The sequence below is a fragment of the Phnomibacter sp. genome, assembly GCF_036803085.1.
GTDB lineage: Bacteria > Bacteroidota > Bacteroidia > Chitinophagales > Chitinophagaceae > Phnomibacter.
In genome coordinates, this window is the sequence record NZ_DAIRUZ010000001.1 from 517,276 (window position 1) to 532,135 (window position 14,860).

General features: G+C 48.7%; 8 protein-coding genes. 3 read left to right on the forward strand and 5 right to left on the reverse strand.

The window, feature by feature from the left end; translation table 11 throughout:
- Nucleotides 1–46 precede the first annotated feature (46 nt).
- Both V7Q13_RS02290 and V7Q13_RS02295 read right to left on the reverse strand, forming a co-directional pair.
- The gene (locus tag V7Q13_RS02290) at nucleotides 47–367 is read right to left on the reverse strand and encodes a hypothetical protein (protein WP_333799065.1); all 321 of its coding nucleotides are present in this window, start codon (nucleotides 365–367) and stop codon (nucleotides 47–49) included.
- Between the two features lie 369 nt (nucleotides 368–736).
- Entirely contained in the window at nucleotides 737–1,594 is an 858-nt protein-coding gene (locus V7Q13_RS02295) for a glycerophosphodiester phosphodiesterase family protein (protein WP_333799066.1), read from the reverse strand.
- Between the two features lie 724 nt (nucleotides 1,595–2,318).
- On the opposite strand from V7Q13_RS02295, the gene V7Q13_RS02300 reads away from it, so the two are divergent.
- Genes V7Q13_RS02300 through V7Q13_RS02310 form a run of 3 tightly spaced genes read left to right on the forward strand, consistent with a single transcriptional unit; the run spans nucleotide 2,319 to nucleotide 5,887 of the window.
- A complete protein-coding gene (locus tag V7Q13_RS02300) occupies nucleotides 2,319–2,810 on the forward strand; it encodes an acetyl-CoA carboxylase biotin carboxyl carrier protein subunit (protein ID WP_333799067.1) in 492 nt (163 codons plus the stop codon).
- 31 nt (nucleotides 2,811–2,841) lie between these two features.
- A complete protein-coding gene (locus tag V7Q13_RS02305; RefSeq protein WP_333799068.1) occupies nucleotides 2,842–4,317 on the forward strand; it encodes an acetyl-CoA carboxylase biotin carboxylase subunit in 1,476 nt (491 codons plus the stop codon).
- Nucleotides 4,318–4,345: 28 nt separating this feature from the next.
- Nucleotides 4,346–5,887, forward strand: coding sequence for an acyl-CoA carboxylase subunit beta (locus tag V7Q13_RS02310; protein ID WP_333799069.1), 1,542 nt, complete (start codon nucleotides 4,346–4,348; stop codon nucleotides 5,885–5,887).
- A gap of 361 nt (nucleotides 5,888–6,248) precedes the next feature.
- Here the strand turns inward: V7Q13_RS02310 and hscA are convergent, their stop codons facing one another.
- The 3 genes from hscA to V7Q13_RS02325 all read right to left on the reverse strand — a co-directional run bounded on the left by hscA (nucleotide 6,249) and on the right by V7Q13_RS02325 (nucleotide 14,834).
- On the reverse strand, nucleotides 6,249–8,105 hold the full coding sequence (gene hscA / locus V7Q13_RS02315) for a Fe-S protein assembly chaperone HscA (protein WP_333799070.1): 1,857 nt from the start codon (nucleotides 8,103–8,105) through the stop codon (nucleotides 6,249–6,251).
- A 445-nt stretch (nucleotides 8,106–8,550) separates the two neighbouring features.
- Nucleotides 8,551–13,731, reverse strand: coding sequence for a C25 family cysteine peptidase (locus tag V7Q13_RS02320; RefSeq protein WP_333799071.1), 5,181 nt, complete (start codon nucleotides 13,729–13,731; stop codon nucleotides 8,551–8,553).
- Nucleotides 13,731–14,834 (reverse strand): PorV/PorQ family protein, encoded by a 1,104-nt coding sequence (locus tag V7Q13_RS02325; protein WP_333799072.1) that lies wholly within the window; start codon nucleotides 14,832–14,834, stop codon nucleotides 13,731–13,733. The genes V7Q13_RS02320 and V7Q13_RS02325 overlap by 1 nt, the downstream gene beginning before the upstream one ends.
- Nucleotides 14,835–14,860 lie beyond the last annotated feature (26 nt).

Here is a 14,860-nt window from a genome sequence, read left to right on the forward strand (position 1 = left end):
GCGGCGAATGTAAAGTTTTTGCCAGAAGAATATGCTGCGCAATGCCTTAGCGAAGGAGTCTGCCAATGTATGCTTCCAAATCGTTGCAAAAAGATTGGTTGCCTTCATTCACCGCAAACAGCGACTCTGTGGCCGAAGTACTCGTAGTGCCATTCACAATGTTGTGAAACAGCGGCGGATTGGTGCTGGCAATCATCCTGTTAATGGAATGGTGGCGAAGAAACCGGGCCAGCAGGCTGGCTTTGTTTTGGGCAGCAAACGGAAATAAGCTACGAAAGAGTCTGCCAATTTCTGTGAACACTGCCGGATGTTCAGCCGGATTGAACTGGTTGGGGTTCTGCTGTTGCAGGTAAAATGTGTTAGACATTGGTATGAAGGTTTAGGGGGTTACCGTGGCTACTTACTTCAATAAAAAAACTGCATCAGGAATGTCAAGCACTCAAAAAAAACATTCGAAAAAGGGGATATAAAGTGTTTGCTCTAAGTTAAGTTTAAATAACCTGCATGTGTAGCAATTGCTCATTTTTTCGATGGAATAAACAAGGGATATTGATCCCTCAAAAAAACAGAGCCCCGAAGGGCTCCGCTGTTCATGGTGGGTGTAGGGGTCAGGTCAATTAGGTGTATGCATTAATGCATTACTTAGTGCATGTCAAATACAGTAAAGTCGGTTGAATGAGGTTCAAATAAAATGGATTTTACTTAGTAGCCGCATACCGTGTAGCGGGTATTTTGGTTATTGCTGCAGGGCTTTCCATGCCTCCAGTGGCCGGTCGGTGCTCATCATGTCGGCACCGGCTTTGTACCATGTTTGGTAGAGGGTGTCGCTTTTGGCAGCAGCCATTTTGTCGAGGTTGCCCAAGGTGCCGAGTATACAGCGGATGCCTTTGCTGTGCAGTGTTTGCAGCCATACACTGTTGGGCTCTCGGGTACCCACAAAAGCAATCATGCGGTTGTCGGGTATGCCCAATGCTTTGTGGCGGTTGTATTCCTCTTCGTTGCGGATGGTTACGGATATCATCACGTCTTTATCCAGCTGGTGCACTTTGGCTGCATCCTGTGCATTGTAGGTAATGATGGCTGCATAGCGATGGGCTTTGTATTGCTGTACCAGCGCCACCACTTTTTCAAACGGCACACTGCGTTTTACATCGAGAGTGTACGTCACTTTGTTGCTGCCCCATGCCAGCACTTGTTCCAATGTAGGAATGCGAAAGTTGGTGAGGTTGCCCATGTTGTCTTTCAGCAGCAGGGTTTGGCTGTAGGCAAACAGGGAGTCGCTGATTTTACCGCTGCCGGTGGTAGTGCGGTTGTAGCTGTCGTCGTGCATCATCAGCAGTACGCTGTCTTTGCTCATGCTGATGTCGCATTCAATGGTCACGGGCATTTGTGCTGCCAGCCAGGCAAACGATTCGATGCAGTTTTCAGGGTAGCCTTTGTAATCGCCGCCACCGCGGTGGGCACTAATGGCTGCTGCTTTACCTGGTTGGTATTGAAAAAAATCAGCCGGCGTGTTGCTGCTCTTGCGGCTGCTGCTGCAACCCAATGTCAACACTGCCAGAAAAAGCAACCCATACAAACCACGACGCATCATACAACCATTTTTTAGGAGGGCGAAGATAGGAGGAGATGTAGGATGTCTGATGTGGGCAGCATTTTCTGTTGCAGGCCTCCCGGCCTGTGACAAAAAAGTTGCTCTCTAATTGTAGTCAACGATTAACCTAAATAATCTGTGTATCTGTGGCTAATCTATTTTGCCTTGTTGGTTTGCATTTTCTGTCGCAGGCCTCCCGGCCTGTGACAAAGGGTTACTCTCTTTGTCAATCAGTAACCAAAAAATCTGTGCATCAGCGCTAATGTATTTTACCTTCTTGGTTTTGTTGCATTAGTAACGCACCGTCACAGGCCGGGAGGCCTGCGACAGCTGTTCGATTCCGAAAAAATCTGTGCATCTGCGGCTAATGTATTTTGCCTTCTTGGTTTTGCTGCATTAGTAACGCACCGTCACAGGCCGGGAGGCCTGCGACAGCTATGCATCCGTGAAAATCCGAACCCATCCGTTTGCATCCGCGTCCTGTTTTTCGCGTCCCATTGCATTTGCCCCGCAAGGGCTGTATCTTGTTTAGGCCTAAGTAAATGGTACGATTTTCTGCCACGCATCCGCATGATTGTTGTCATACAGACAGCGGTGAGATTGTACCAATTTTAATACTGCAACATCGTGTTCACCATCACACTTGCAACGATTGCCATGACCTGTCGGAAAACCGCCTGCTGCACAGCAAGCAGTCGCATCATTTATTCAAATCACCCCGCTTATGTCTGACCAACAACAGGCCTTTCTGGTAAAGGCCAACGGATTTGTATTTACGCTTACCGAAAGCGACATGGCACAAGCCGATATTGTGGCGGAAGCTAACCATGTGTACCATCTTATATACCAGCATCAGTCGGTGAATGGCAAAGTGCTGGATGCCGCTGCCGACCACAAAACCATGCAGGTAGAAGTGCACGGCAATACTTACGATGTGAACATCAAAGACAGCCTCGACCAAATGCTCGACAGCATGGGGTACAGCGCTGCCGGCAGCAAGCACATCAAAGAAGTAAAAGCACCCATGCCGGGCCTCGTATTGAGTGTGTCGGTTGAAGCCGGCCAGCAAGTGCAGGAAGGCGACCGCCTGCTGATACTCGAAGCCATGAAAATGGAAAACAGCATCATGATACATGCTGCAGCCACCATCAAATCAGTATTGGTAAAAGCCGGACAAGCCGTAGACAAAGGGCAGGTTCTCGTAGTGCTCGAATAACGTTTCTTTCATTGACGCAAAAACATTTTGCATGCGAAAAATACTTGTAGCCAACCGTGGCGAAATTGCTCTGCGCATCATGCGTACCATTCGTAAAATGGGCATCAAAGCTGTAGCCGTATACTCCGAAGCCGACCGTAATAGTCCGCATGTACGCTATGCTGATGAAGCGGTTTGTTTGGGCCCCGCACCCAGCAATCAATCGTACCTCAACGGCGATAAAATCATTGCCATTTGCAAAGAGCTCGGTGTAGATGGCATTCACCCCGGCTATGGTTTTTTGAGTGAAAATGCCGACTTCGCCCAAAAGGTAACAGAAGCAGGCATTGAGTTCATTGGCCCTACGCCCGAAGCCATGCGCATTATGGGTAGCAAGCTGGCCGCCAAAGAAAGTGTGAAGCAATACAACATACCCATGGTGCCCGGCATCGATAAAGCCATTGAAGATGTGAACCTCGCCATAGAAGTAGCCGCAAAGATTGGCTATCCTATTCTCATCAAAGCTTCGGCTGGTGGTGGTGGCAAGGGCATGCGCATTGTAGAACGCCCCGAAGACATGCAGGAGCAAATGGAACGGGCCATCAGCGAGGCCACGTCTTCATTTGGCGATGGCTCAGTGTTTATTGAAAAATATGTAAGCTCACCCCGCCACATAGAAGTGCAGGTGGTGGCCGATAAATACGGCAATGTGATTCACGGACTCGAACGGGAGTGCAGCATACAACGACGCCACCAAAAAGTGGTGGAAGAAACACCAAGTGCTATTGTTACCCCAGAGATGCGGGAAAAAATAGGACAGGCTGCGGTGATGGTGGCCAAGAGTTGCAACTATGTTAGCACTGGCACCGTAGAGTTTTTGGTAGATGACCAACGCAATTTTTATTTTCTTGAAATGAACACCCGCCTGCAGGTAGAGCACCCGGTGAGTGAAATGATTATCGGACTCGATTTGGTGGAGCAACAAATACGCATAGCCCGGGGCGAAGTGTTGGGCATTTCGCAAGAGGATATCAAAGCCAACGGACATGCCATAGAACTGAGGGTGTATGCCGAAGATCCGCTCAATAATTTTATGCCTTCTATTGGTACGCTTACCCGCTACCAAAAGCCCGTGGGCGAAGGCATACGGGTAGATGACGGCTACGAAGAAGGCATGAGCATTCCCATTTACTACGACCCCATGATAGCCAAGCTGGTAGTGCATGGCAAAACCCGGACTGAAGCCATCACCAAAATGCTGGATGCCATTAAACAATACAAAATAGAAGGGGTGAGCACCACGCTGCCATTCGGCACATTTGTGTTTGAGCATGATGCGTTTTTCTCTGGCAACTTCGATACACATTTTGTAAAAAACTACTACACACCCTACCTGCTGAAAGAGAGGCAAGAAGCCGATGCCAAGCTGGCGGCTATTATTGCGCTGCATCATTATCTACAACAGCAGCAGGTATTGCAACCGGTAAATAACAAAACCACCAGCTGGAAACGCCGCCTGGCACATTGATTTATTTTCCTGCATAAATACAACATACATGAAATCGAAAGCAGACATACTGAGAGATAAAATTGCCCAAGGCAAACTGGGTGGTGGCGAGGCCCGCATTGCTACCCAACACAAAAAAGGAAAGCTCACCGCCAGGGAAAGAATCAGCCTGCTGATGGACCCCGGCAGCTTTGAAGAAATAGGTGCATTGGTAACACACCGCACCAAAGAGTTTGGCATGGAAGACCAACAGTATTACGGCGATGGTGTAGTAACGGGCTACGGTACTGTGCATGGCCGGCTGGTGTATGTATTTGCACAAGACTTTACCGTGTTTGGCGGTGCGCTGAGCGAAACCCATGCCGAAAAAATTTGCAAGGTGATGGATGCTGCCATGAAAACCGGTGCGCCCATGATTGGCCTCAACGATAGTGGTGGGGCCCGTATACAAGAAGGAGTTCGTTCGCTGGGTGGCTATGCCGATATTTTTTACCGCAATGTGCAGAGCAGTGGTGTGATACCACAAATCAGCGCCATTATGGGGCCATGCGCCGGTGGTGCCGTGTACTCACCAGCCATGACGGATTTTACCATCATGGTAGAAAACACCAGCTACATGTTTGTAACCGGCCCCAATGTAGTGAAGACCGTGACCAACGAAGAAGTGAGTGCCGAAGAGTTGGGCGGTGCTTCTACGCACAGCACCAAATCGGGTGTAACGCACCTTACAGCTATGAACGATCAGGATTGCATCAATCAGGTGAAACGATTGTTGCTATACATGCCGCAAAACTGTGAAGATGTTGCACCAAAATATCCGTATGAATTGGGCAATGAACTGCGGGAAGAATTGGAAACCGTGGTGCCCGAGAGTGCCAACCAGCCCTACGACATGCGGCAGGTGATAGCCGGCATTTGCGATACCGATAGCTTTTTTGAAGTGCAGAAAGATTACGCCGACAACATTGTGGTGGGCTTTGCTTTGCTGGCTGGTCGCAGCATTGGCATAGTGGCCAATCAGCCCATGAGTTTGGCCGGTGTGCTCGATATAGAAAGTTCGAGAAAAGGTGCCCGGTTTACTCGTTTTTGCGATTGTTTCAACATACCTTTATTGGTGTTGGTAGATGTGCCGGGCTTTTTGCCGGGAACCGATCAGGAGTGGCACGGCATTATTACCAACGGGGCCAAATTGCTGTATGCTCTCAGCGAAGCAACCGTGCCGAGATGTACCGTAATTACCCGCAAAGCCTATGGCGGCGCCTACGATGTAATGAACAGCAAACACATTGGTGCCGACATGAACTATGCGTGGCCCACTGCCGAAATAGCCGTGATGGGAGCCAAGGGCGCCAGTGAAATCATTTTCAAAAAAGATATTTCGGAAGCCGAAGACCCCGCACAAAAATTGTTGGAAAAAGAAGCTGAATATGCGGCCTTGTTTGCCAACCCTTACCAGGCGGCAGAAAGAGGCTTTATAGATGAAGTAATAGAACCGAAAGAAACACGCCGCAAGTTGATAAAAGCATTTGCCATGCTGGAAAATAAAGTAGTAAAGCGCCCCCGTAAAAAACACGGGAACATTCCACTCTAAAAGACCGCTTGCTACAATACACTCCCTTTGGCACTGCCGCCGGAATCCTCATCGATTGCCGGCGGCTTTTTTTTGAATGATGAATGATGAATTATAAATGCGAATTGAAATGTACTGGTTTGCCAGCAACGTCTCCTTTAGGGACGTTGCGTATCGAAGTTTTTTCAGATAGGTAAAAATTAACCTTGGCTTTTATTTGACGCAACGTCCCCTGCGGGAGACGTTGCTGGAAAAAAACACCGCTTGCTACAATAAACTCCCTTTGGCACTGCCGCCGGAATCCTCATGTAGACGTGCAAAACCAAAAACGGCCTTGCATCACTGCAAGACCGTTCTCGTTTTACCGTTGGGGTAGAAGCGGTTATATTTTCTGGCCCTTCATGCTTTGGCTAATGGCAATGTCCATCACCCGTTCGGCGTAGGGGCGGCTAATGTCGTTCAGTTCTTCCATTTTTTTGTGCAGCAGGTCTTTGTCGCTCATGGTAAGCGCCAGCTGCAGTGCCTGCATGGCAGCGGCAGTAGCAGTGAGTTCTTCCACTGTGAGGTGAGCGGCATGTTTGCCAATAAACTTCTCCGTGGTTTCCAGCAGTTGCTGCCCTTCGGTGCGGGCTTCTACCAGGGCACGGGTAGCAATATCATCTTTGGCATGCGTAATGCTTTCGAGTAACATGCGTTCTACTTCTGCATCGGTAAGGCCGTACTGCGGCTGCACTTCAATGGCGGTTTCCACGCCGCTGCGCAGTTCCTTCGCTTTTACCTGCAATATGCCGTCGGCATTAATGAGAAAACGAATGTCCACCTTGGGCAGTCCGGCAGGCATGGCGGGTATGCCGGTGAGGTTAAACTCTGCTAGCTTGCGGTTGTCCTGCACCAGGTCACGTTCGCCCTGGTACACGCTGATGCGCATACCACTCTGGCCATCTTTTTGCGTGGTGTACTGGCGGCCGGCGCCAGTGGGTATTTTGCTGTTGCGGGGGATGAGCACATCCATCAGACCGCCCATGGTTTCAATGCCCAGGCTCAGCGGCGTTACATCCAGCAGCAATACGTCTTTGTTGTTGCCCGCCAAAATATCGGCTTGCACCGCAGCACCGAGGGCCACCACTTCGTCGGGGTTTTCTTCGTCGTGCACAGGGCGGCCAAAGAAGGCACTCACGGCGGCTTTTACCGCAGGCACACGGGTGCTGCCTCCCACCATCACCACTTCCTGTATATCGCTGGGCTGCAGACCAGCATCTTTCATGGCTTGAGTGCAGCAGTGGATGCTGGCGTCAATAAGTGGCGCAATCAGCGCATCAAATTCGGCACGGGTAATGCTCAGTACATCGCCGTTTACATCGGCATGATAATGGTCGGCCTTGCTCAGGTGTTTCTTGGCGCTTTCTGCCGCCAGGCGCAGGCTTTGCAGCAACTGCTTGTTGGCTTGTACTTCCTGCATATCGAGGCCGCTCTGCTGCACCCAGTGCTGCACAATGGCCCGGTCAAAATCGTCGCCGCCGAGGTAGGTGTTGCCATTGGTGCTCAGCACCTCAAACACACCCTGACTGATGCGTAAAATGGAGATATCGAAAGTGCCACCGCCGAGGTCGTACACGGCAATGGTTTTTTCTTCGGTGGGGTCGATGCCAATGCCGTAGGCAAGGCTGGCAGCGGTAGGTTCGTTTACAATGCGCAGCACATCAAGGCCAGCCAGCTTGCCCGCATCACGGGTAGCCTGGCGCTGGGCATCGTTGAAGTAAGCGGGCACGGTAATCACGGCCTTGGTAACGGGCGTTTTCAAGATGTGCTCAGCCCGGTTTTTCAGTTCTTTCAGTATAAAAGAAGAAAGCTCAATGGGTGAGAAGAAACGGTCGCCTACCTGCACTTTCACCAGGCTTTCGGTGTCGTCGTCTATCACTTTGTAGGTAAAAAAGTCGGCATGCTGCTGCACGTCTTTGTAGCTTTTGCCCATGAGGCGCTTGGCACTAAAGATGGTGTTTTGCGGTTCTGTTTCCAGAAACTGGCGGGCTTTTTCGCCCACGCTGGCATTGCCAAAAGCATCGAAATGCACTACGGATGGCACCAGCGAACTGCTGTCGTGTTCTTTCAGGGCAACGGGGCGGCCGCTTTCGGGGTGAATGATGGCCACCAAACTGTTGGTGGTGCCAAGGTCGATACCCACAATCATTTCTGCCTGTTGTAAACTACCGGTTGCTATGTTGATGCCAATTTTTGCCATACTACTGTGTTGCTTTTACTATTGAGAAGGGCGCAAAAGTAAAACACCCTGAGCTAGCAGGGTGTTTAGTATGCGTAAAAGGTTTTCGAAATGCGGTAATGAGTGGGGAGGACGGACGGCTGACTACCGACGACCAGACTTTCGGACTTATTGCCCACCCCGGCCTGAAGGCCACCCCCCGCTTGCAGCGGGGCAGGCTCTCCAAGGAGGGGAGAAACCCGTCTCCGGACTACCGACTCCGGTCTTTCGAATTTATCAACCTCACCCGTCCTCTCCATAGGAGAGGTGACGTAGAGTAGTGTGGTTGTCTATGGTTGCTCTTCTACGGTCTACGGACTCTGGACTTTCGGACTTCCCGTCTTCCCGCCCTTCGAGATCCCGATAGCTATCGGGATCAGGGCTTCATCACCTATCTTTCGGACTTCCCGACTTCCGGTCTTTCTTCCTACCTCAAAATCACCATTTTGCCATAGCCCTTGTTGAAGAACTTATCGGTGATGTCCTGGCTGTTTTGGTCGAAAGTGTCGTTGAGTTTAAACTGCTCCATGCGGCTGCCGTTGAGGCTGCTTACCACCCGGTACAGGTACACGCCATTGGCCAGCTTTTGGCCATAGGTATCGGTGCCATCCCATTTGTACTCGGTAATGTTGGTGCCAATGTGCAGGGGGCCAAGTTCTTGCCGGGTTATTTCCCGCACTATTTTACCGGTGATGGTGAGTATCTGAATCTTAAACTCCTGCGGTACTTCCTGACCGGTAATCGTAAATACAAAGGCGGTGCTGGTACTGAAAGGGTTGGGGTAGTTCAGCAGGTTGCTGATCATGGGTTTGTTGAACACCTGGAAAGTCACCCGGTATTCGAGGTTGCCCGCCCGGTTGTTGTTGCGGTCCTTACCCGTTACGGTCAGTTCGTATTCGCTGCCTTCCGTGTCTTGGTTCAAAGTGGGCGTAAAGTCGATGGTAGCTGTGTTGTCGCCACCACTCACATTGGCAGGGGTGAAGCGGAGGGTATCCGTATTCCAGCGGTAAGTGCGGGCCACGCTTTCCTGCGGATATTTCAGGCGAATGGTAACGCCGGCGGTATCGTTCAATGCGAGGAAGGGGTTCTCATCTTTCAGCTTGATTTGTATTTGCGGTTTGGACGAAACGATGTCGCGGTTGAGTATGCGAACGCCATCAAAAGTTACATCGAGCAGCGGGTTGTATTTGTCTTCTTCTACATAAAATGTTTTGAACAAAAAGTTGTTGAAGAAGTATTGCTCCGGCTGATCGTTGTCGGGGTTTACGGCCACGTACAACGTATTGATGCCGCCGTAATTTCTGGTATCAATGGTAAAGGAAACGGTAGTGGTATCGCCGCTGATGAGTGGCTTTTTGCGGGGCAATACAATGTCGTGCTGCACATTGTTTTTGTCTACCACATACACTTTCAACCGCAGGCTGTCGAATGCCGATTCGCTGATGTTTTTGAACGCTATTTTAAAGTCGAGTGGTTCGCCCAGTGTCAGCGAATCTTTGAAATGCAACAGCACATTGGGTGCCAGTGCACCTTCGGGTACCGGTGTGTAATACAAGCGCCACCACCTCAGTTGATACGGCGTACCATTCAGCTGATCCATGTTTTCCATTCGCAGTTTGATATAAGGATAAGCAGTGGCACTCACGTTCGAAATGTCGTTGTCTTGTTGGTTGAGTGCCAATTTGCGCAGCAGTGTTTCATTGCCGCTGCCATCTACACCAATCACATCTACAATGGGTATGTCGCTGGGTACAGCGTCAATGCCACGGCCACGCCATTTTACTTCTTTCCAACTTTTGGCAGGCCCAAACAATGGAGAAGTGATAAAACCTAACGAGTCTGGAGTAGGGGCGTTGGCATTCATTTGAATGCGGTCGTACAAGCCTTCACTCATCCGTAACACGGGGATAAAAGTGGGGTCGCCTTTTTTGTAGAGGAAAATATAAATACGTGCCCGTTTGAAAGAATCAATTTCATTGAAGCCTGCTGTTTTCAGGCGATGGTAAATGCTGTTGCCGGCGCCAAAAAACTGCTCATCATTTTTGAGTGTTTCGGCAAAGGTTTCCTGGTCATAAGGTGCGTCCAATACTTTGCGCACCAGCACATACGAACCGTTGGGTATGCCGTTGTCCATGAAGTTGAGAATTTTGCGGCGGTTGCCGGTATCGCGGTCGTCCCACTCAAAATTGAATTGGCGGCTCAGGTTGGGGAAGGGCACACAATTGTTCATACCACTGCCGTACAAACCACCGGGATAGTTGCGCATGGGTTTGAAGGTGACGGGATCAAACACATTGATAGCTATAGAATGCCCCACGCAAAAGCTGGCTGAAATGATGCTGTTGTTGACACTGATACTGAAATCGCCATCGGCAGTACCTGTAATGGGGAAGATAGAATGGTTAACGAACAGGTTGTTTAAGCGGGTGTTGTATTTCCAGCTACGGCTGGTAGTATCAATGTACAAGCGTTCGGTACCGCTTTTAGTATGCTGGTAAAAATGGCTTTGGTTGAAACCGGTTTGCGTACCATTGAGGTACACAAATGAGGCGTTGTTCCAGCGGGGCACTTCGCCGGCACTATTTACAATGCCGAGCCGCCAGTAGTACACCGTGCTATCCTGTAAAGTAGTGCCGGGGTCAAACTCAATGAGGCCACCTTTGGCTGATACATTGCGAACAACCTTAAACGCAGAGCTAAACAATTCGGTGGTGTCCAGTTCCATGCGGTAGTTTTTCACTTCGCTAAACGGATTGGAGGTAGAAGCCATCAGCTTGATGTTGGCTTTATTAACGATGGCAAAATTGTACGGATATACCGGCCGCAGTTCATCTTCAAAAATCACAATGTCACGAATGGCGCTGTTGTTTTGCTCCGTTAGTTCGGTTATTTTATTTTCTGTATCGAGTGTAACGGTTATCCGATTGCTGCCTTTATCTCTTTCAGCAAAAATGGGCAGGCTTATTTCAAACGAATCAATGGCCAGTGGGGCTTTTACTTTTCTGCTGAAAACCACTTCAGTAAAGCCATTGGGATAAATGCTGCTCTGAGGGTATTGGCGGGTTACGTTGATTGTAATAGAATCGTTGATGGCTTTGCCGAGGTTGTAATAAAAAACCTTGGTTTTAAAATTCGTTTCGGCAATGGATAAAAAAGTGGGGTTGATGTTGATGTTTGCTGGTTCAACACTGTAGTCTGGTAAATCGAAAGAGTAGGCTTTTACTGCAGGGTCGCCATGTAGGGTTTGCTGCTCAGTATGAATGCGGGCCAGGTAATCGTTGATGCCCCACAGAGTGTTTTGATAGTTGATGGCATCACGCATATTTTGGCCAATACTCTGGCGATAGTTGAGGGCACTCATTGATCTGTAAAAACCGGTGGAGTAAACATTCAAACCGTTTACTATGCCAAAGTGTGTGCTGGCTATCATGGCAATGGCACCACGGTTTGGTGCCAGAATGTATTTTTCAGAAATGGTGTTGATGTTTGTTAAACGGGTGGTATCAAAAGTGTAAAAATTGCCTGCGTTACAACCATTCAGCAAAAACACAGGATACTTGCCGGGGTTGTTGTATCGGGAAGGATCATCGAGGTTGTAATCTAACGCTGTAGCCGATGAGTGACCAAAGTAGGTGAGCAAACTAAAGCCTTGCTCAAACAGCTTTTCCAGCAGTTCATTTTCGATAACAGCACCAGTGGTACTGCTGAATTTATTGAAAGTAGTTACCTTTCCACCAAACAAAGTATCTTCAATGGTTCGCTTATAATTATTCATGTACGGGCCAATCAGTTGCTCAATGGCGGCATCATTGGCACCCACTACATGCACTACATTTTTCATCCAGGCTTTGTCTTGCTGCAGTATTCCAGTGGTTGTTTGTGCTTGTGTGTATCTGTTTTCGTATTCTTTTACTTTGTTCAGGTAGTCGGTTACTTCGCTGGTGCGTATCACATTTAAGCGGCCAATATTTACCGGAATGTTGCTTGTATTTAAGCCATCGGTTGCCAGCATAATATCGGATGCGGGATAGCCCCATGTTGGTAATAAAAACAAGCTGCTTGCCTGCGGATGGCTTTCGTAGGTCCGCATTTCATCATAGGTTACACCCTTACCAATGAGGAAGCAATGCGATATGCCAAGTGAAAAAGAATTGCGGGCATAGCGTAAGAAGTTTTTGATAGAGGATGGATGCATTTTTATGCCAAAGGCAAACTGATCGACCAACTCATCAATGGTAACGATCTTTGCATTGAAGCTACCGCCTGCTGCACTGCTACGGTATTGGCGATATGCTTCTACCGGGTTGTTGGCACCACCCAGCAGCAGCTTATTGGTTACAATCATGTAATTGCCCTGATTGGCTTGCTGCGCATAGTTTACAAAATTGCGTGCCGTAAGTGTGGTTACATTTCTGATAGCCTGTGGGTTATTGGCTGTCAGCCAAAACTGCTCTGATTGTTCCGCAGCTGGCAGCAGGAATCTTACTTTACCATCGCCCTGAATAATGCCGGGCATTTGTGTATTGCTGCTAAGGTTGTATAATAATGGCGTAATACCACCATGATTGAGCCCACTGATTTCGAGTAACGTACTATTGCCAGTGGCTGGCAGGTAAAAACTGAGCGAGGTTGCATTGCCGGCATCGGGCAGGCGAGGGTAATCTATTTCGGCAAAGCCCGCCACTATACGATCGTTTGGATTGGTGCTGAGGTTCTTAATGCCAATTTCTGTAATGCTGGCATTAAGTAATGAAGGGCTTACGGTTGTAACAGAATCAATACGGGCATCAAACTGCGAATAGCTTCTGTCATAGAGGGTAATGTTGTTCAGTAATATGCGAACCGTTCTGGTATTGGGAGCACTGCCCGCTATGGATACTTTTACTTTTGCTTGCACACCGGCACCTGTGTAGGGTAGCAGGTTGTTGAATTTGGCAGTACGGTCTGTAAAGTCAACACTGTTTTGATCAGGAAAAATATCGTTCGACGACATCATTTCACCACGGTCGTATGCGGATGAATACACGTACTCTCCAAAGTTGATAGCAAAGCCACGATTGACATAGGGGCGTGGAGTGCCCGTAGCCAAACTCTGATACTCGAACCGGGCATTGTGCCATACATAAGCTGCCGGCGTAAGCGCTGAACCTGCAGCAGCATTGTTGATGGCATTGACACGGAGGTTGCTGCCATTAGTATTGATGGTTAAAAAATACGCAGCGGTATCCGTAAACAAACTTCTGCGGTTGTCTAAATGATCGGTTTGTGTACGATACAAAGGTTTATCAGCAAGGCCATCATTTCTGTTGGCAAAAAACTCGAGGTAATCACTTACACCAAATGTGCCTGTGGTAACGCTTGTGAACAGGGGCACTTCTTGCCCGTTGCGCCATAGTTGAAAATGTTGAGCCTGTGCATTGCCTAAACCTGCAGCATCCAGCGTGGCTTTTGTAATGCGGTAAATGCCCGGTGAGGCAATCGTGAATTTATAGTACGTTCTGTTGTAATTAATCCATTCGTTGTTGTACTGCGCAGCAGCCGGAGTAATGCTCCAACTGTGTAATAGTGTAATGCAGAAAATGCTGAGTATGACCTTCCATGTTTTCATTAGTTCTCCTTTCTTTTCAGGTCAACAGATAAAGAAATAATGTGGGTGTAGAGCGGCGATGTTTGGTTGGCCAGGTTGGTAAAGGCATAATCAATTTTCACGTTTTTGATTTTAAAGCCAGCACCCAGCGCCGGTTGAAAAATCCATGTTTTTTGTGTGTTGGTACTGTCGCCGTCTTTGAGTGCCTGCTGAAAATTGCTGACACCGCCACGTACAGAAAATACTTCGCCTACATTCAGTTCGAGGCCAAGCCGCGGATCGATACTGATAAAATCTGTACTGATAACGGTGTTGCGTTTTCCATCAAACGTATTGTCGAGTTGCAACTCTGCCAGTAGTTCTATTTTTTCTGTAAGCATAAAACCGTATGCACCGCCAATGAGCAGGCGTGGAGCAGTAAGTTCGGTTGATGTTTGTGGTATATCGTTTCTGGTAAGATAGAGGGCTTGTTTTTCTCTTTCTGTAAAACGAAAGCTCCACATGTTGAAGGTGCTGGTAGCATCGCGGAGCACGGCACCCACCGACCACCTTTCGGCACGATAGTTTATACCGGCATCTATACCAAAGCCCCAGGCTTTGGCAAAACTGCCCACATTGCGGTGAATGATTTTTACATTGCCCCCAATGGATAACTCACGGTCGTCGGTTTCGTACAGCATTTGGTTCATGCCCACCATCAATGCATAATCGGCCGACGAAAATGTTTCGATATTGTTGTAGTTGGGTCGGCCGTCGGGCTCTACCAAAAACAAGGTATTAGGAATGTCATCAATACCAAAGCGTAGTAAAGAAATGCCAAGTGTACGACGGTTGTCTTGCATGGGAATTGCAATGCCTGCAAAATCATATTTGCCGATGCCCGAAAAATATTCGGCATGCATGAGGGAGAGTTGAGGGTTGTCTCTCACGGCGGCCAGACGAGCAGGGTTCCAATAACCGGCGGTGGCACCATCGGCAGTGGCTATGCTGGCACCACCCATACCCAGCGAACGGGCTCCGGCACCAATATTTAAAAATTCATTGGAGTATTTGCGAAACTGTGCCCTTGCCGAAAAATGGCAGAGCAACAGCGTGGATATCGTAATAAAAACGATGCGGTTCATGCAGAAGTGATGGTGGTTTGAACAGC